20 protein-coding genes are annotated in these 19,378 nt (G+C 43.6%); 14 read left to right on the top strand and 6 right to left on the bottom strand.

What is annotated here, in order from left to right; translation table 11 throughout:
- Window positions 1–61: 61 nt before the first annotated feature.
- From HJG39_RS09015 to HJG39_RS08990, 6 genes are all read right to left on the bottom strand, one after another.
- Window positions 62–1,606 (bottom strand): methyl-accepting chemotaxis protein, encoded by a 1,545-nt coding sequence (locus HJG39_RS09015; RefSeq protein ID WP_268408611.1) that lies wholly within the window; start codon window positions 1,604–1,606, stop codon window positions 62–64.
- 149 nt (window positions 1,607–1,755) lie between these two features.
- Complete coding sequence (locus HJG39_RS09010) at window positions 1,756–2,907, bottom strand: alanine racemase (protein ID WP_268408610.1); 1,152 nt, start codon at window positions 2,905–2,907, stop codon at window positions 1,756–1,758.
- Between the two features lie 29 nt (window positions 2,908–2,936).
- The gene (locus HJG39_RS09005) at window positions 2,937–3,782 is read right to left on the bottom strand and encodes a sulfurtransferase (RefSeq protein WP_268408609.1); all 846 of its coding nucleotides are present in this window, start codon (window positions 3,780–3,782) and stop codon (window positions 2,937–2,939) included.
- 197 nt (window positions 3,783–3,979) lie between these two features.
- The gene (locus HJG39_RS09000) at window positions 3,980–4,789 is read right to left on the bottom strand and encodes a 2-keto-4-pentenoate hydratase (protein WP_268408608.1); all 810 of its coding nucleotides are present in this window, start codon (window positions 4,787–4,789) and stop codon (window positions 3,980–3,982) included.
- Window positions 4,790–5,018: 229 nt separating this feature from the next.
- Entirely contained in the window at window positions 5,019–5,273 is a 255-nt protein-coding gene (locus HJG39_RS08995; RefSeq protein WP_268408607.1) for a YdcH family protein, read from the bottom strand.
- 152 nt (window positions 5,274–5,425) lie between these two features.
- Entirely contained in the window at window positions 5,426–5,722 is a 297-nt protein-coding gene (locus tag HJG39_RS08990) for a YebG family protein (protein ID WP_268408606.1), read from the bottom strand.
- 261 nt (window positions 5,723–5,983) lie between these two features.
- Between HJG39_RS08990 and HJG39_RS08985 the strand changes: the two genes are divergently transcribed.
- The 14 genes from HJG39_RS08985 to HJG39_RS08920 all read left to right on the top strand — a co-directional run bounded on the left by HJG39_RS08985 (window position 5,984) and on the right by HJG39_RS08920 (window position 19,262).
- Entirely contained in the window at window positions 5,984–7,603 is a 1,620-nt protein-coding gene (locus tag HJG39_RS08985) for an AMP-binding protein (protein WP_268408605.1), read from the top strand.
- Between the two features lie 128 nt (window positions 7,604–7,731).
- Window positions 7,732–8,391: a response regulator gene (locus tag HJG39_RS08980; protein ID WP_268408604.1), complete on the top strand. Its 660-nt coding sequence runs from the start codon at window positions 7,732–7,734 to the stop codon at window positions 8,389–8,391.
- Complete coding sequence (locus HJG39_RS08975) at window positions 8,388–9,716, top strand: sensor histidine kinase (RefSeq protein ID WP_268408603.1); 1,329 nt, start codon at window positions 8,388–8,390, stop codon at window positions 9,714–9,716. Before HJG39_RS08980 ends, HJG39_RS08975 begins: the two co-directional genes overlap by 4 nt.
- The gene (locus HJG39_RS08970; RefSeq protein ID WP_268408600.1) at window positions 9,713–10,102 is read left to right on the top strand and encodes a cupredoxin domain-containing protein; all 390 of its coding nucleotides are present in this window, start codon (window positions 9,713–9,715) and stop codon (window positions 10,100–10,102) included. The genes HJG39_RS08975 and HJG39_RS08970 overlap by 4 nt, the downstream gene beginning before the upstream one ends.
- The gene (locus HJG39_RS08965) at window positions 10,092–10,850 is read left to right on the top strand and encodes a hypothetical protein (protein WP_268408598.1); all 759 of its coding nucleotides are present in this window, start codon (window positions 10,092–10,094) and stop codon (window positions 10,848–10,850) included. Before HJG39_RS08970 ends, HJG39_RS08965 begins: the two co-directional genes overlap by 11 nt.
- On the top strand, window positions 10,847–11,551 hold the full coding sequence (locus HJG39_RS08960; RefSeq protein ID WP_268408597.1) for a hypothetical protein: 705 nt from the start codon (window positions 10,847–10,849) through the stop codon (window positions 11,549–11,551). The genes HJG39_RS08965 and HJG39_RS08960 overlap by 4 nt, the downstream gene beginning before the upstream one ends.
- A gap of 324 nt (window positions 11,552–11,875) precedes the next feature.
- Window positions 11,876–12,877, top strand: coding sequence for a glutathione S-transferase family protein (locus HJG39_RS08955; RefSeq protein ID WP_268408595.1), 1,002 nt, complete (start codon window positions 11,876–11,878; stop codon window positions 12,875–12,877).
- Window positions 12,878–12,889: 12 nt separating this feature from the next.
- Window positions 12,890–13,585 (top strand): pirin family protein, encoded by a 696-nt coding sequence (locus tag HJG39_RS08950; RefSeq protein ID WP_268408594.1) that lies wholly within the window; start codon window positions 12,890–12,892, stop codon window positions 13,583–13,585.
- Complete coding sequence (gene hppD, locus HJG39_RS08945; RefSeq protein ID WP_268408593.1) at window positions 13,548–14,684, top strand: 4-hydroxyphenylpyruvate dioxygenase; 1,137 nt, start codon at window positions 13,548–13,550, stop codon at window positions 14,682–14,684. The genes HJG39_RS08950 and hppD overlap by 38 nt, the downstream gene beginning before the upstream one ends.
- Window positions 14,685–14,911: 227 nt before the next feature.
- Window positions 14,912–15,661 carry a thermostable hemolysin gene (locus HJG39_RS08940; RefSeq protein ID WP_268408591.1) on the top strand — a complete coding sequence of 250 codons (750 nt, stop codon included), beginning with the start codon at window positions 14,912–14,914 and terminating at the stop codon, window positions 15,659–15,661.
- Window positions 15,661–17,073, top strand: a complete 1,413-nt coding sequence (locus HJG39_RS08935) for an AMP-binding protein (RefSeq protein WP_268408590.1) — start codon at window positions 15,661–15,663, stop codon at window positions 17,071–17,073. The genes HJG39_RS08940 and HJG39_RS08935 overlap by 1 nt, the downstream gene beginning before the upstream one ends.
- Before the next feature lie 20 nt (window positions 17,074–17,093).
- On the top strand, window positions 17,094–17,765 hold the full coding sequence (locus tag HJG39_RS08930; RefSeq protein WP_442781016.1) for a TenA family transcriptional regulator: 672 nt from the start codon (window positions 17,094–17,096) through the stop codon (window positions 17,763–17,765).
- Between the two features lie 40 nt (window positions 17,766–17,805).
- Window positions 17,806–18,612, top strand: coding sequence for an SDR family oxidoreductase (locus tag HJG39_RS08925; RefSeq protein WP_268408589.1), 807 nt, complete (start codon window positions 17,806–17,808; stop codon window positions 18,610–18,612).
- Window positions 18,609–19,262, top strand: a complete 654-nt coding sequence (locus HJG39_RS08920; RefSeq protein ID WP_268408588.1) for a tetratricopeptide repeat protein — start codon at window positions 18,609–18,611, stop codon at window positions 19,260–19,262. Before HJG39_RS08925 ends, HJG39_RS08920 begins: the two co-directional genes overlap by 4 nt.
- Window positions 19,263–19,378 lie beyond the last annotated feature (116 nt).

Genomic DNA, 19,378 nt, shown 5'->3' with positions numbered 1-19,378 from the left:
CAATGAAAAACACAAAAAAGCCAGTATCAAAGTACTGGCTTTCGTATGTCATCATGCGCTTTTATTTTTCACCAAACGACTGACCCAGCGAAGCTAACTTAATCGCGCCTAAGTCTATTTGAGTCGCTTCTCTTTCCACATTTTCTGCTTGGCGAAGGTTTTCTTGAGACACTTCATGAATATTGTGAATGTTGCGGCCAATTTCTTGTGACACGGTGCTTTGTTGATCCGCCGCTGCTGAGATCTGCATGGTCAAATCAGCAATATCAGAAATGGCACTATAAACTTTCGACACTAACTTTTGTGTAGCCTCTGTATCGGACAGACATTCGTCGGCAGCATCTTTACCTGCCCGCATTGTGTTAGACCACTGTAATAACGTTTGCTGAATTTCGTTAATGGACGATTGAATTTGTTCGGTTGCATCGTGAGTACGTGATGACAGCGCACGTACTTCATCTGCCACCACAGAAAACCCGCGACCATGCTCCCCTGCTCGCGCAGCTTCAATTGCCGCGTTAAGTGCAAGTAGGTTGGTTTGGTCTGCAATCCCTTGGATTTCTTGCATTACCGTCCCGATACGCTCGGCTTCTTCGGCTAATTCCGCCGCTGCTGATGCTGACTTAGCTACTTCTGATGCTAAGTTCACTACTTTGCCCATGGTTTGATCCATAGACGATGAAGCGGAGTCACAGTCGGCATGTGCTTGTTTTGCTTTTTGAGAAGTATCCGATGTGCTTCGAGCAACGTCTTCAATCGTGGAGACCATTTCTTCGATTGACGTCGCCACTTGATGTAATTCATGCGACTCATCAGCAACACCCTGTTTGGCTCTGACCGCTGCACTTTTTAAATTATGAGCACCGGCATTAAGCCCTTTGGTGCTATCGACCACGCGACCAATGATGGTTCTAACTTTCCCTTTTTGCATAAACAAATGGTAATCAGACACACTTTTGGCATCACTACCGCTATACACAAGGCGAGAAACACTATCGTACTTCTGCAACAAGTCACTGTTAAAAGACGGTACTGAGATGATTTCTTGTCGGTAAATAAGGAAGGGTAAAATTGGAGCAACCAGTAATGGCAACCAACTGCCAGATAATGCACCGATGACAATTAATGCAATACTAATTGCTGCAAAAACACTGTGACGCGCTTTAATGGAATTTAATGGACTAACTAGGCTCTTACCATTGTTAACCGCTTTATAGGCACTTTCCGCGCGTTGGCGAATTTTTGGATCTAGCCTGCGACGTACAGATTGATAGCCAACGAGTTTGCCCTCGTCGTAGATAGGGGTAACGAATGCGTCAACCCAATAATATCGGCCATCTTTGCAACGGTTTTTAACGGCTCCACGCCACGGAACACCAAGTTTAATACGATCCCATAGGTCCTGAAATGCCGCTTTTGGCATGTCGGGATGGCGCACGATATTATGATTCTTGCCAACTAACTCTTCGACTGCGTAGCCCGCAACTCTGCAAAAGACATCATTGGCATAAGTAATCACACCTCGAAGATCAGTTGTAGAAACTAATTCTTCGTCTAAGCCAAACGTGACTTCCTCGTCGATCACATTTTGATTTCTTCGATTCATATGTACTTACCGAAAGCTCCAAATATCAATGAGTGGACTTTAAGTGGTAGGTTTGCCCCAAGCTATTATGAGGAGCAAACTTACGTGCCACATTGCGTGCGTTTATCATGCACTCTATTTTTGTTTTAAGTTCGCAAAAGGCGCTTCAATCAGCACCATTGGGACCAACCATTACAGCGATTCCAACAAGAAACCTCTAGTCCCTCACCGTCCACTACAAAATAATTGTTATATGCGGCAGCGGTCATACAAGCATGGTTAGGCATTATGCGCACCAAACTTCCGATAGCCAATATATCAAACATCGCTTCGTCCGTGGTGTTAATCACTCCGTGCTCCTGATTAACCTGACTCACAATCAAATTAGATAGTATTGGCTTTGCGTCTACGCTACAAACCAATCCATAACCAAAATCTTGCTTTTGGTCGCAAGTACTCCTATCTTTAGATAAAGCGAGCCCACCTGCATCAATAAATATGCGATTCTGTTTACGGTGATGACCAATAACACGGGCCAAAACCGTCAAGGCAATGTCGTCCATACTACATACCCCTAATCCCATTTGAAACAGGTCGAAGAACACATACACGCCTGGGCGAATTTCCGTTACATTCTCGAAGCTTTGTGCCGCCACAACCGTTGGTGTTGAGCCAATACTAATGATGGGGCAATGAATTTCCGCTTGCCGTATTCGCTCAGCGGCTTTTACACATTGCTCTCGCTCCAACTCAGCATGCTGTCTGGCCTGCTGCATATCGGCGCAATAATAGGCCCCGCCACCATGTGTCATTACACCGGATAATGTAACATGAGAAGCTTCTGCTAGAATACGCGCTAATACTAACAACTGTGCATCATCGGCTGCAATGCCTGCTCTATGTCCATCTGAGTCAATTTCTATCAAGCATTCTACAGGACACGTTTCAGCGCTAGCCCACTCTGCCAATTTTCTTGCCACTTCTACATCGTCAAGAATGACCTTGAGCTTGATACCTTTTTGATAAAGTTTTTTAACTCGGAGAAATTTACTAGGCTCGATACTGACTGCATACAGAATGTCGTCATATCCAGCTTCAGCGAAATACTCAGCCTCTGTTAACGTCGAAACCGTTACACCGGTATGGCCATATTTCTTCAGCAAAGCGGCGACATCAACGCTTTTCGCGGTTTTCAAATGCGTTCGAAGTTGAACATCATGACTCAATGCTTTGTTATGCATTCGTTCAATATTGCGCTCAAGTATGTCTTTATCCAATAACAAACATGGCGTAATAAGCTGCTCGAAAGCCTCAGGATTCACTTTGCCCACTTTTTTAAAGTCTCAATTAGTTAATGACCCGTTTCAACGGGATGAGCCTCATTTGTACCCCATTCTGACCATGAGCCATCGTAAACAGCGATATTATTGTAACCGGACTCACTGGCTGCAAGCGCCAAAATACAAGCGGTTACACCTGAGCCACAGCTAAAAATGAGTTTGTCGTCGGATGCGACCCCTAATTTGATAAACCGCGCTTTTAAGTCTTGTGCGGGCAACAGATGCCCATCTTTTTGTAATACAGAAAACGGCAAATTTTTTGCTTTTGGAATGTGTCCTGACTTTACATTCGGACGAGGATCTGGCTCCTCACCCGAAAAGCGCGCAGCAGAGCGAGCATCTAAAACCAATGCTTCCTGCGTATCCAAGTTGGCTTTAATCTCAGCTAACCCAAGCATCTTGTTTGCTTGAGGACGACTCGCAAAATTTCCCAAGGTGGCAGTTTCTTCAGACAGGCGACTCACTGGACCATGAATCGCTTTCCACGCTGGCAACCCACCGTTAAGCACATAAACCGACTCACACCCCATAGACTTCAACATCCACCAAGCACGAGGAGCGGAGTACACCTCCATATTATCGTAAACCACCACAACGCTATCTTGGTTCACTCCTAGCGCCCGCACTTTTTCTTGAAAATACGCTGCCGTTGGCATCATGCAAGGTAAGTGAGAATCAAGATCACAGATGTTAGTTTCGAAATCAAAGTGCCTTGCGTGAGGAATAGACTCCTCACCGACTTCATTCGTTTTCCCCGGCAACGGGCGTTTCATACTCGCTTCGAGGATAACCAGACTTGGGTCGTTTAGATGCTCCAGCAACCATTCTGCTGAAACGAGGTTTCCGTTTGGTTTCATAGGGCCTCTCTTATGAAATGTCATCACACTATAGAGATTTATCGTGCAAAGTGAATGCTCGACTTCATGATAAGTGAAAACAAATACATACTCTTGAGTTAAAATGTATAACTATATGGAAGCAAAGAGCATTGACGCTTATCTGTAGCGCAACTTTAAGGTTTGTTAACACAGCTCAACCCTTTAACATATGCACCTTACACTGAAATGATTTTTACGCTCGAAGTCATCGGTTTTTCAGACACTCCCTGAATACGATAAATATATGTTTTTGTTTCGTTAACAACAGGGAATAAACGCCCTACCGCGCCCAAACTAATATAATCGCCAGCTTTTAAAGCTTTGTTGTGACGTTTTAATTCGGAAATTAACCAAAGAACGGCATTGAAAGGATGTTGCATTAAGTTTTTTAACGGTGCTGCCTGAATTACATTGCCAGAATCATCAACAAACTCTGTCTGAGCAAGAGCGAGCTTTTCCACAAACTCAGGAGTGGCTTCTATTTTTACGCCTTCGCCGAGTATCATTTTAGTTGCCCCAACATTCAGTGAGATCAGGTCATTACTAGTGAATAGTTTGCCTAAAGGGAATTGAATCGTTGGCATTTCAATAAACGCATGTAGGGATTCCAACCCTTCGGCAACATCAAGTAAGGTAGTTGCTTGCATAATATTTTCACTTTTTACCCTAACCATTAAATCAGGCTCAATCATGGGGCGATAACCAAAATCAAATTTAATATCGCTTTGACCGTTTTCAATCATGCCTTGCATTAACACGCCATAAGCAGGATGCGGTATGCCAAACTTTTCTTGCCCAGCTTTACCCGTAAAACTCACTTTATAACCAACAATTTTTCCTTGCTCACTGCCAAGCTTTTTAGCCAATGCTTCAACATACATTTGCTGTGAGCAATACGCCTCTTCTAGGTTCTTCGTTTTGGGTAAATCAATGACGGGGTGATGAGGATAGGTGGAAACTAGGCGCTCTGCGTCTTCAACATTCATGCACTCAGAAAGCGCCGAGCTAGAAAAGAACATAAAAAAGGCTGATATGAAAAGCTTCTTGGTTGGCGACATAGCATTAAAAATCAGTATTAGGAATAAACCTATCCTACTCAATTACGCAATCTTTACCACCCTGTATAAGCGTTTTTATCTCTAAAACTAAAAAGCCGTTCGTGTTAGTTCGTGTTACCTAAGTCGGTACAAACGGCTTATTGCTATAGTGAGCAAACTATGCAGCTCCACCAGCTTCTTTTTTTAACATCTCGTAAAGTGAATCTTTTAAAAATAAACGCTTTTTCTTGAGCTCTTCTAAGTATTCATCGGATGTATTCTCTACGCCACTTTCAATGCGATGAATTTCGTGATCGACCTCGCCATATTCATCATGAAGACGACTAAAGTGGTTATCAGTCATTTTCAAATTATGAATTTGCGTCTTAAATTCTGGAAGTTCATTCGCAAGACTATGGTTAGTTACTGGCATTTCCTGCCTCCTTACACTGTATTTCTATTAACGGGGTCTGCTTGAGTTGATGAGTAACCTCCAACTCTTAGCTTAAAAACAGTGTAACCAACCTCAACCATTCATAATTTGATTCAGGTCAGAAAAGCAAACATGAAATGATAAAAATAACGCTACCTAGCGGATTTGACCTTTTCTAGCTCAACCACTTCAGCTTCGTCATCTTTTAGCACAGAAGCTACATCTGCCCCTTTATACAACTTAGCCACGTTATCCTTATTCTTAGACAACATAACGGACAATTGTTCCATAACCTTTTCTTCGAGAGAAATGCCTTTTGCCTCAATAAATTCAGCTAGATTGTCGGCCACTTCCAACATTTTGTCGTACTTATCTGCTTCTTTTTTATCCGTTGTTACCAATTTCTCAACTCCTTTGTGTTCAACCACATATTTGGTAATCACCGCCATAATTATGCTCCCAGATTCGTTTTAGCTGTACCTACCGACTACAGATAGCAGTCGCAATAGTGAAACCATAACACACACTGTTTATTTGTACAGTTAAAATTTAATCAATTATCCACCTATCGCATTTGCACTTTATTTGCCTTCGTTGGTAGGCGTAAACCCAACCTTGGTACAGGTAACTCATTAAAATATTTACATTTGTTTAACACTTCTTATTATTGTTGATTACTTAGCCATAAAACACTGAAGGACACGCCAAACATGTTGGATAACTCTACTGCTATTACGCATACCAAAGTCGTCACGCCTGAGGGAGTGAATAACCTTGCTGACCTACTTGAAGACAGCTTTCAGAAGTTTGCTACATTACCTGCCTACACATGTTTGGGAACCAGCTTAAGTTATGCCGATATTGATAAACAGTCGCATTCACTTGCCTGCTGGCTGCAACACCATTCGGGTTTACAAGCTGGCGATAGAGTTGCCATACAACTTCCCAACTTATTGCAGTATCCCATAGCGGCTTATGCTGTGCTGCGGGCAGATATGGTTATTGTCAATACAAACCCGCTTTACACCCCCTCAGAAATGCAGCATCAGTTTAAAAATGCAGGGGTTAAAGCAGTGATTATTTTGGATGAACATGTCTCCAAATTAACGCAAATTATTGACGACACCGATATTGATACCGTTGTTGTAACCCATGTCGGGGAACTATTGGACGACTCAAAAACGGCTCCAAAAGTGGCACCTATAAATGCAACTAGCAGCAGTATTTCGTTTACTCAGGCATTACTGGATGGGCAAGGTCAAACGCTTGCCCCCAGAAACGCCGGAATGGATGATATTTGCTTATTACAGTACACAGGTGGAACAACAGGCGTATCGAAAGGTGCCGCGCTTGATCATCGCAACATGTTAAGCAATGCGGTGCAGTTAATTGATCGCTTTGGCGAACATTGCCAGCAAGGCCGAGAAACGTATATCTGCCCTCTACCGCTTTACCATATTTACGCCTTTATGGTGAATGTCATCACAGAAGCCAGCATGGGCAATCATACGGTACTGATTCCAAATCCTCGTGATCTAGACAGTTTTATTGTTGCCATGAGTAACGTTAAATTTACTGGCTTTGCGGGCATCAACACCTTGTTTGTGGGGTTATGCCAACATCCTGAATTCCCCAAATTAGATTTTTCCCATTTAAAACTCACCATTTCGGGAGGCTCAACATTAACCAGCGCTACCGCCGAGCTATGGCGAAAAGTCACCGGTTGTACGATTTCCGAAGCTTACGGATTATCCGAAACCTCTCCTGTATTAACGTTTAACTTCCCCGGAAAAGAAGAAATTGGTTCTGTAGGATTTCCCCTTATTGGTACCGAGATCCAGTTTTGGAATGACGATGATGAAGCCGTTGCGGATGGCGAAGAAGGGCAACTTGTTGCCAGAGGACCACAGGTAATGCGAGGCTATTGGAAAATGCCAACGGAAACCGAAAAGGTGCTCACGGCAGATGGTTGGTTCAAAACAGGCGACATTGGCAAACGCTTACCTAGCGGGGCAATAAAAATTGTTGATCGATTAAAAGACATGATCATTGTTTCCGGTTTTAATGTGTACCCGAACCAAGTAGAGGACGTTCTCACTCAACACCAACACGTGCTTGAAGCCGCCGTCGTGGGAGAACAAGATGATAAAACAGGTGAACGTGTATGCGCCTATATAACCGTATCTCAACCCATTTCCCAAGAAGAAATGATCGCTTTTTGTCGTGAACAACTAACGGCATATAAAGTCCCGAAAAAAGTCATCATTTTGGACGAACTTCCAAAGTCCACTGTAGGTAAAATATTACGTAGAGCACTTCGTTCTGAATAAATCTTAAGGAATTCTTAATAATTTAAACTCATTATTTGCTTAACCGAAACAGCATTTTCCGGCAAGTAACGTGAACTTAATGTATTCTTGAAATATCTATTTATATACAAAGTCTTATGAGTTAACTAATGAGAATTCTCCTCGTCGAAGACGATCTGCAACTTGCAGAAGGACTAAAGCAATCTTTGAACCGCGAAGGATTTATTATTAATCATGCGGTTAAAGGGAGCAGCGCTATTACCAGTATTGCTGCTGGCGATTGCGATATGGTTATTCTGGATTTGGGTTTACCCGATATGGACGGTATGCAGGTTTTAAAAAGTGTTCGGGATAAAAAGTGCCATTTACCGGTTCTTATATTAACCGCACGTGATTCAATTGACGAAAAGGTAAGAGGATTAGATACAGGGGCCGATGATTACATTATTAAGCCCTTTGACATGAAAGAGCTACTTGCTCGCTTACGCGTAATTGAACGACGCCTTGGCACCGCTGAGCAGTCTATTATTTCCGTAGGCAATGTGACCGTAGATATCGCATCCCACAGTGTATCGGTTGATAACACACAAGTTGAGCTCTCAAAAAAGGATTACATCGTTTTGCGTGCCTTGATGGAAAATGCCGGTCGCGTGGTTTCAAAAGACAAGTTGGAATCACGAGTGTATGAGTGGGGGGAAGAGATCGCCAGTAATGCCATCGAGGTGCGCATTCACCACCTTAGACGTAAACTGCCAGAAGGGTTTATTAAAACGATTCACGGCGTTGGGTACACTATCCAAAAGTCATGACCTCGATTACCCGCTTTTTGGTCGTTATCATCATTGCCATTTTTACTCTGGTTACGTTTTCAGCGGCTATTCGTGGTTACAAGGAAAGCATGCTGCAAGCCACCACTTTATTCGACCAAGATTTAGAAGCACTCGCGGCAACATTAAGCGTTATGCGACATGATTCTGCTTTAGTACCTGTGCCCAATCAAAGTCATTTTGCGTTCCAAGTTTGGCAAGATGAGCAACTCGTTTCTCGCACCGAAAATACCACGCAAACCGCTATTGCAGCATTCCAAGGCCGTTTCACCGAACAAAATTTTAGCGGCAAACGTTGGCGCGTTTTAGCGCATCATAATCCAGAAAAACAACAATGGATATTGGTGGCACAATCCATTGCAGATCGCTTTCAAGTGGCAGAGCAGCTTATTATTGTATCGATGCAACCACTGGTCATTAGCATTCCAATTATTGCGATTCTAGTGCTTTTATTAGTTAAAGCCGGGTTGCGCCCACTGAAGAACCTATCGAATTTACTTGATAAAAAAGCCTCCGATGACTTTAGTCAGGTAGATGTTGGCACCACTCCCGTTGAACTCAACCAAGTCATTAAAACGTTAAACTCACTATTGAACCGTTTAGGTGCTGCATTCAACCGGGAAAGGCGCTTTGCCTCAGATGCAGCCCATGAATTACGTACACCACTAAGTGTATTGAAAATTTCTTTACACAACTTAGAGCAAGCGTTGAAAGAAGCCAATTTGAATTTGCAACAAACTCAAGCGCTAGAGCAAGGCGTGGAGCGGATGGGCCACGTAATTGAACAAATTCTCATGCTAAATAGAACCAACCCAGAAACCTTGCAGCTGCGCTTCAAACCTGTCAATCTGACCGCCGTTTTACGACAGCAAGTTGGCGACATCTATCCTCGATTGGCGCAAAAAAACCAGCACGTGTCGGTTCATGGAGATGAATGGAAAGTCATCGGTGACGAATCCGCTTTAAGCATTTTGGTTTTTAATTTAATCAGCAACTGCAATAAATACATTCCCGATAACGCCGAAATTCGACTGAGTATCATGCAAACAACGGATACCGTCCGTTTAGTAGTAGAAGATAGCGGTCCGGGCATCGCTGAACCGGAAAGAGAGAAAGTCTTTCAACGATTTTATCGAGTCGGCGGCGATCAACACACCTCAAATACAGAAGGGTGTGGTTTGGGTTTAGCCATCGTCAAACAAATTGCCGATCTACATCATGCTGCAATCACCTTAAACCGCTCTCAAACGCTTGGCGGCTTACAGGTCATACTCGATTTTCCGATACCCAAGGAGGATGCTGCATGACGCGCAAGTCGCAACGCCTCTATTTACTTCAAGTTTTGCTCTACTTGAGCACGCCTGTTTTTGCTGCCATTCCAGAATTCAGGCTAACCATTAAAAATAACCTGTTTTACCCCACAGAAATGCAGGTACCTGCAAATGTGAAATTTCGTCTGGTTATTGATAATCAAGACAACGAGCCCGAGGAATTCGATAGTTTCGATCTCAATCGCGAAAAGGTTATCTTTGGAAAACGTAGCGCCACAATCTATGTTGGCCCACTAAAACCCGGTGAATACCACTATTTCGGTGAATATAACCCAAATACCGCACGCGGAAAGCTCATTGTTGTCGCGCCGGAAGCAATGCCAAAGGAAGACGTTCAAAAAGGAGAATCCCATGTTAATTAACACGGTTGTTCTACTTCTACGCGACGCTTTGCCTACCTTCGTATTAATCGCGTTACTGTTAAATACGGCTAAATCGCCGTTAAATCAGCCTCTACTATTAACTGTTAGCAGCATTCTTGGCGCTGTGTTTTCCATCATTTTGATGCAACTTGTGGTGACAACAGCAGATTGGTGGGCAGGGACCGGTAATGAAATTCTCTTTAGCGCCATTTTACTTGTCTTCTACGGTATTGCCTGTTTACACCTTGTGAGTCGTCAAGCCTCTCCACAATGGTATGAATTTGCTTTAGTGCTCTCACTCATCAGCATTAGCATCGCACTAAACGGCTCAAGCCTATATACCTATTTATACAGTTATTGGTCTCGAGGTGAGGGCAATATCATGATATTAGGCACGTTACTTGGAATTGGTATAAGCCTCTGCGTTGCAGTCATTCTGTACTACATCGCACAATGGCTAACCCACATACAGCCTTATGCCGCCAAAGCACTCTTAACCTTCCATGTTGCTGGGCAGATGAACCAAATCATCTTGTATTTAGAACAAGTTGGCTGGGTTTCCATTAATACCCCGATTTGGGACACCCAGTGGCTAGTTTCGGAACGTTCAGAGCTTGGACACCTACTCACTGCTCTCATCGGTTATAAGGAAGCGCCTTCTGCTTTCTATCTTGGGCTATTTGTCCTTTGGATTGCCATTCCAACCTTGTGGCACATGTTGTATCAATATAGGAGTCGCACCTTATGATTTTGCTTCGCCTGATCTCCCTTGCTGCAATTATGCTAGCAATAGGTTTTCCCGCATTAGCCGACGATGCCATCGTCGATAAAGTGTATCACCCGTATGTGCTGCCAAACGAAAGAGAGTTGGAATGGCGACTGGTTTCGCGTCAGTTAGATTCAGGTAATGTACTCATGCAACGATTGGGTTATGGCTATGCCGTGCGTGAAGATTTATCCATTGAAGTTTATTTAATTGGTGAGCGCGATGATAAAGAAAACTTTGATTTGGAAGGTTACGAAGTAGAAGCACGTTGGATGCTAACAGAACAAGGTAAATACTGGGCAGATTGGGGCATGCTGTTTGAGGTTGAGAAAGAGCATGAAGAAAGTAACTGGGAAGCATCCGCTGCATTACTTTTCGAGAAAGAATTCGGTCGTACTAGCCTAACGGCAAACGTTTTCGCTGAATATGAATGGGGAAGCAGCATAGAAAATGAATTCGAAACCGAGCTAAGAGTGAACTATCGCTATCGTTGGAAACCGGCCATTCAACCTGCCATTGAAATATATGTGGGCAAAGGCTTTGTTGGCATTGGCCCCGCCATCACAGGCTTATACCGCTATGAAAAACAAAAGCAATTGAAGTGGGAACTAGGCTTTATCACTGGCTTAAATGGCAATGACAAAGATCACACCCTAAGGCTTGCACTTGAATGGGAATATTAATACTCCTAATTAGTTAATTCAATTAGACGTACGTATTTTTCGATATGTTGTTTTTCTCCACAACTAAACCAACACCATAAAAATCAAGTAATCATCACACTTTACGCTGCACAAACTATTCTACTAAAACGAACAATACTGCCAAATTAATCCACTATTTTACTATTTTAAAAATCTTTATAGTCAGTTCACATCTATCCAAGAACAATTAAATGGTTAATTTTTTATGCGAAAGGTATTATACTCCATTTCGATTTTGTGAAGGATAGGTAAAAATTTATCTTAATCTAACTTTCAATTTCAGAGTAAAAAAGAGCGAAGCATATGGGTTTATTAGTCGAAGGCAAATGGGTTGATAAGTGGTACGACACCGATTCTACTGGTGGTCGTTTTGAGCGCGATATCAGCCGTTTCAGAAACTGGATAACGCCGGATGGCAGTGCAGGTCCTACAGGGCAATCGGGTTTTAAAGCCGAGGCTGACCGCTACCATTTATATGTATCTTTAGCGTGTCCTTGGGCCCATAGAACATTAATTTTCCGCAAATTGAAAAAGCTAGAATCCTTCATTCCCATCACCGTTGTGGAAGCGCATATGCTAGAAAATGGCTGGGAATTTAAGCGTCCTGCGGACAAGTTCAACGGTATCCATGTTCCGGGCGCACAAGAAGAGCCCTTGTATGGCTTCGAATTCACCTATCAGCTTTATCAAAAGGCACATTCCGAATACAGCGGTCGGGTAACGGTTCCCATCCTTTGGGACAAAAAGAATGAAACCATTGTCAGCAACGAATCTGCCGACATCATTCGCATGTTTAACAGCGCCTTTAATGATGTGACAGGCGATCAAACCGACTTTTATCCAGAAGCATTGCGCGCGGATATTGATAGCATCAATGATTTTGTTTATCACAACGTAAACAATGGCGTGTATAAAACGGGGTTCTCAACGACGCAAGACGTTTATGAAGAAGAATTCAGACGCCTATTCTCTGCTCTCGACGAGCTCGAATCCCGACTTGGTAAAAATCAATGGCTTGTTGGCGACACTCTAACCGAAGCCGATTGGCGTTTATTTACCACGCTGGTCCGTTTTGATGCCGTTTATGTTGGTCACTTTAAAACCAATAAGAAACGCATTGAGGACTACCCCAACCTATCGAATTATACACGAGCGTTGTACCAACATCCGGGCGTAGCAGAAACCGTCAGTATTGAGCATATCAAAGAGCACTATTACTACAGCCACGACATGATTAATCCAACTCGCGTTGTTCCAAAAGGCCCGGAATTAAATTTCGACGCGCCTCACAACCGCTTTGATTAAAGGTCAGTATTCATGCTCATTACCCGTTCAGGCGAAAAACGAGGTCTCAGCCAATATGGTTGGCTTAAAAGTTACCACTCTTTTTCATTTGCAGGTTATTACGACCCTCGCAATATGGGAGTGTCGGTTTTACGCGTTATTAATGACGATACTGTCGCGCCGGGTGCCGGTTTCCCAACACACGGACACCGCGACATGGAAATTATCAGTTACGTGATCGAAGGTAGTATTCGCCATAAAGACAGTGATGGGCATGAAGCTGTGTTGTCCGCCGGTCAATTCCAAGTGATGACCGCAGGTACGGGCATATCGCACAGTGAATACAATGATTCAAATGTTGCCCCGTTGCACTTCCTGCAAATTTGGATTTTACCCAACGCGCGAAACCTTGAACCGCGTTATGAGAAAAAATCCATTGAGGATACACAAGGCATGACATTAGTCGCTTCTGGACAAGCCCATAGCAATGCCCTTTTTATCAATCAGGATGTCAATTTGCACCTTATCCGACTTTCTGCGGGCACCTCTCAAACAATCACGCTTGATCCTGAACGCATCGCTTATTTCCACATTGTGAAAGGCGACGCCTCACTAGAATCGCAACGTCTACTTGGGGGAGATGCCGGCATCATAATCGAACAGCAACAAACAACCCTTCATGGTGAGCAAGATGTTGAAGCCATCTTGTTTGATCTTCCAAGGGCATGAACAAACTGACATCAATTTAATATCCAATACATTACCCCAATTGGGGACGGGAAACTTAGACATGACATCAACAACGCAGCAGTACATTCAATTTATTGAATTTATCACTGACGATTTTGAAAGCATCCGTCACACGATGGAGCAGCTTGGCGTAAATTTAGTTGCTTCACATCGTTTCAAAAAAATCTACTTATTTGAAGCGAACCACGTGGCACTTGTGGTGAACTGTGAGATGCAAGAGTATGCCAAAAAGCACTTTGAGTCTCATGGCTCTTCCATTTTAGGTGTAGGATTGGTGTTAAATGAACCTGAAAAGGTACTCGAAACGGCTCTATACACAGGCTACCAAACTCAAAATTCCGTTAATTCGTTATCGGGCTTGAGTATGCCTTCTATTCAAGGTGAAGGTGGTGTGCTCACGTATGCGTTTAGTCCTGAGCAGTGGACGGCAATGATGCAAGAGGAGTTTGACTACACGCCAAACCAACCTCAAGAGGGCGCCACTATCAAATCCATCGATCACATTGCGATTAATGTGAAAAAAGGTCAGTTAGAAAAATGGCGTTACTTCTACGAAGTTGTGCTTAATTTGAAAGAAACATCGAACTTCATTATCGATGGCAAAAAGACCTCTTTCCGTTGTAATCCACTCGGCTCGGAATGTGGCAACATTCGGGTAGTGCTTAACGAAGACTTTGAAGATGGTTCACAGATTTCTGAATACATCAAAGTGAACAATGGTCCGGGTGTTCAACACATCGCCTTTGATACTACCGATATTTACCACGCCATTGAAAGCCGCAAGCATAGCCAAGTGCGCTTTATGACAACACCTGACACTTACTACAACTTAATCGACAAACGTATTAAGCATCATGGTGAAGACCTAGAAAGAATGCGTAAAAACCACATTTTGATTGATAACGACAAAATGAATCAGGACAAAATACTCCTGCAAATTTTCACCGATACTATGATTGGTCCTATCTTCTTTGAGTTTATTCAGCGCAAAGGTAACAATGGCTTTGGTGAAGGAAACGTTAAAACCTTATTCGAAGCGGTTGAAATCGACCAAATGGAACGAGGCGTATTAGCTTAAGTATTAAGATAATCAATGCCGCATATTGCGTAAATAAACAACAGGGGTAGAAGGAATCATTTCACACTACCCCTTTTTATAAATTAATAACTTATTGTTTATAAAAGATTTTATAAACTCCACCTCTCTTTTCTCCACGCTTTTTACACATATTTATCTCCCCTAAGATTTACTTAAGAAGTCTTCACTATTCTAGCTAACATCAACTGATACCGAGTGAACTTCACATGTTTGATGCAGCTTTACATTACCACGTTAACACCTTGTCTAATGACAGAGTAAAAGTACCGACTAACGAGAATATCGAACCGGTGCTCTTAGGTGTTGCCGGTAAAAATCACCCGCTGCGAGAAGAAGTTGAAAACTTTATCCAAGCTGGCTTTAAACGCGCCCACAGTGCAGAAATTCACTCATTTTTGCCGAATTTGTTCTATTTGAAATTCGGCAAAATAAAAACCGCGTTGGGCGTAAGAAGTGCCAAAGAAACATTGTTTCTAGAGCAATATTTACCCTCCCAACATAATCCATCAACACTGCCTAACGTTGCCGCTAAATCCGAACTTGAGTTAGCACTTCAGGAAAAAGGCATTGTCGCCGCGCGTCACCAGATTGTGGAAATTGGCAACTTACACAGCACATCTAGCCGCTTCACTCAGCAATTGTTACTTTGCACCGTGTTAACGCTTGCCCTATGCGACAAAACGCACATTGCATTCACCGGCGTTCCAAACGTGATTCGCATTTTCGATAAGTTTGGCATTCCACTCACTGCATTATGCCAAGCGAGCGAAACCGCAGTAAAAAGCGGCCCGGACAAGTGGGGAAACTACTACAAAGAGAACCCTCAGGTAATGGTATTGGATATTGCCGATGCCGTGAACGCCATTGAACAAACGCCAGCTTTGAAGTCATTACGTCATACATTGAGCTTGCAAATTTTTGCCAATCACCAACAACTCAAAGAGGTGCTTGCGTAATGTTTCCAATGCAATCATGGGTTAACAACAACAAAACCGCTTTCACCGAAGTGAGTGCCTCCGGGAAAACGCTGGAAATCAGCTATCGCGCATTTTATGACTTGGTGCAATCTCGCGCTAAGTGGCTAAAAGAAGTCGACGCTAAATCCGTTGCTTTAGCGCTAGATAACACTATTGAATGGGTGGCTTTCGATTTAGCTTGCCTGCAAACTGGCACACTTTGTACCCCTTTACCAGCGTATTTTTCTGACGCACAAAAACAACATGTGCTTGAGCAGAGCCAAGTTGAGTGGATTATTTCGGCGCAAACATCGCCGCTTAAACGCGCGGTAACAGGTCGAGCCAATGCCCCCGAAGGGACACAAAAGATCACCTTCACATCAGGCTCAACAGGAACCCCAAAAGGCGTATGTTTAAGCACGGAACAACAATTAAATGTCGCTCGAGCCATTAGCCAACGAGTGGGCTTAACAGCCCCCACATTTTTAAGCCTTTTGCCACTCCCGACCTTGTTAGAAAACGTGGCGGGCATTTACGGCACCTTATTGGCAAATGGTCATGTTGTGCTGGCAGATGAAGCCTCACGAGGTTTTGAAGGCAGCCGATTAACCAATCCAGACAACATGTTGACGTTGTTAAGCCATTTTGAGCCTAATGCCATCAACTTAGTACCCGAATTACTACTGATTCTAGTGGGTGCGTGTCGTCAAGGCTGGCAGCCTCCTAAATCATTGAACTTTATTGCCGTAGGCGGCAGTCGAGTTGACTCCAACCTATTAAACCTCGCACAACAATGCGGCTTACCGGTTTTTCAAGGTTATGGCTTATCGGAATGTGCATCCGTCGTGGCGTTAAATTCGCCTGCACATAACAACCCTCTTAGCGTTGGCAAGCCACTAGATCACGTCAATGTTGACATTGAAAACAACGAAGTAGTCGTTACAGGCAACACCTTCTTAGGTTACTTAGGTGACGAAGCATCTTGGTATCCAACCAAAGTTAACACCGGCGACTTAGCACGTTGGGAAGGCGACGACTTAGTGATCGAAGGTCGTCGTAAAAACTTGTTAATTAACTCCTTCGGTCGAAACATTGCCCCAGAATGGCCAGAGTCGGTGTTAATGGCATCGGGACAATTCAAACAGGCTTTTGTTTTTGGCGATGGTAAACCTGCATTGGTTGCCTTAGTCACGCCAATCAACCCAGCAGCAAGCGACGCGGAAATTCAACGCGTCATCACTCATATTAATCAACAACTACCCGACTACGCGCAAGTGAAGTATTGGCTAAATTTAGGCACTGGACTCACCCCTGAAACGGGCTTAGTCACGGATAACTTCCGTCCGAAAAGACCAGCCATTTTGGCGCATTTTGAATCGCAAATCGATTCCCTTTATTCCAATTCTCATTGACCCAAATAGGATGTCGAATCATGAGCCTATATTCCCGTTTAGTGAACGAAACTCAAAATGAAAAAGCCTACTTATTGTCAGCGCCAATTATTAAGCGCTGTTTTCAAGGCAACATTAATGTAAATGACTATGTTGCGTTTTTGCAGCAAGCATTCCACCACGTTAAGCACACAGTACCGTTGTTAATGGCTGTGGGCGCTCGTATTCCATTTGAAAAAGAATGGCTGCGCGATGCAGTCGCCGAATATATTGATGAAGAAAAAGGCCACCAAGAATGGGTGCTAAACGACATTGCCGCTTGTGGATTTGATAAAGAGCAAGCGCGCCATAGCCAACCAGCTATCGCCACTGAGCTAATGGTTAGCTACGCCTACGACTCTGTGCATCGTATCAATCCGCTTTGCTTCTTTGGCATGGTATTCGTGTTGGAAGGCACCAGTATTGAAATGGCCGATGCTGCCGCAAGCAGCATTAATGACAACACCAGAGTACCCGCAAAAGCCTTTTCTTACTTGCGCTCACACGGCGCACTAGATCAGGAGCACATTGTGTTTTTTGAAAATTTGATGAATCAAATCACCGATGAGAAAGAGCAAGATTTAATCATACACAGCGCCAAAGTGTTCTTCCGTTTATACGGCAACATTTTCCATGAATTAACCGCAGAGCATGGGTTAGCGAGCGCGGCATAACCCGCTTCTCTCCCATGCAACACAAGGCAGGCTTAATATAATGCAGTGGAATCAACAAATATGCTTTTTAACCGGAGCTTCTGGCGGCATTGGTCAGGCTATCGCTCATGCCTTAGTCAATAAAGGCGCAAAGCTCATTTTAAACGGACGCAATGAATCCCAGTTGCGTGCGCTTTGCGCCAAACTACCGGGCACTCACGAATACCTTGCGGCAGACCTTTCCGACAAAGCACAACGCGAGATGGTGATTGCTGAGCTAAATGCGCGAGACGATGTCACCATGCTAATTAATAACGCTGGTGTAGCAGGGTTCAACCCTATTGAAAACGTCACTGGCGACAACTTAGAAACGTTACTCAACATTAATTTGAACAGTCCTATTCAACTGATTCAAGGCGTTTTACCCAGCCTAAAGCGCCGCGATAAAGCTAGCATTATTAACGTAGGTTCAACCTTTGGCAGCATTGGTTTTCCCTGCTTTTCAACCTATTGTGCAAGCAAATTTGGGTTGCGTGGATTTACCGAAGCACTGCAACGTGAATTAGCCGATAGCTCGGTTAACGTGTTGTACCTTGCCCCAAGGACAACATCCACCAGCATTAATAGCGCCACCGTCGATGAAATGAACCAAGCTTTGGGAAATCAGGTCGACTCACCCGATGTTGTCGCGCAAGCATTAATTCAACAACTCGAATCAGGCAAACTCAGAGTGTTTGTGGGTTGGCCTGAAAAACTCTTTGTGAAAATAAACGGGGCTTTCCCGAATTTGGTGGATAACGCCTTATTGAAAAAGCTCCCCATTATTAAAAAATTCGCAAGCAAAATCCCTTTGGAGGCCAACTCATGAAATTACTCGCAACCGCAGCCTTAACGTTAAGCTTATTCACTGGCGCCAGCTTCGCAGAAGACATGAGCGCGAATTCATCGTTACTCGATATTCAACATCGTTGGGCACAAGCAAACTATCAGCTTGAAGATGAAAAAGAAAAAATCGCCGCATTTGAGAAACTAATTGCAGATGCTGAAAACTTAACTCAACAATCACCGGAAAACGCCGAATACTGGATTTGGTTAGGTATTAGCAAGTCAACATTTGCAGGGGTAAAAGGTGGATTAGGCGCGCTTGGTTATGCAAAAGAAGCCAAAAAAGCTTTAGAAAAAGCACTGGAACTCGACCCGCAAGCCCTCAACGGCTCTGCCTATACCAGTTTAGGCACACTGTTTCACAAAGTGCCAGGTTGGCCAATTGGTTTTGGTAGCGATAAAAAAGCAGAGAAAATGCTGAAAAAAGCGTTAGAAATCAATCCAAATGGCATTGACCCTAATTACTTCTACGGCGAATTCTTATACAACGATGGCGAATATCAAGCAGCGAAAAAGCACTTGATGATGGCAAAAGCCGCTGCACCTCGTCCTACGCGTCCACTTGCTGATAGTGGTCGTCAGGAAGAGATCGATGCTTTGATGAGAAAACTGCAAAAAAAGCTAAATCGCTAAATAAATATAAGTGATAAAAAGAACAAAAAGAGAAGGCTGAAACCTGCAAAATAACTCGCCGACATGCCCATTCGGGAGTATATTGTCGCCTTCTCTTTTTACCTACAGGATACCGA

It is taken from the genome of Alteromonas sp. a30, from assembly GCF_026788005.1.
Classification (GTDB): Bacteria; Pseudomonadota; Gammaproteobacteria; order Enterobacterales; family Alteromonadaceae; genus Paraneptunicella.
This window is presented reverse-complemented; position numbering and strand designations above follow the sequence as displayed.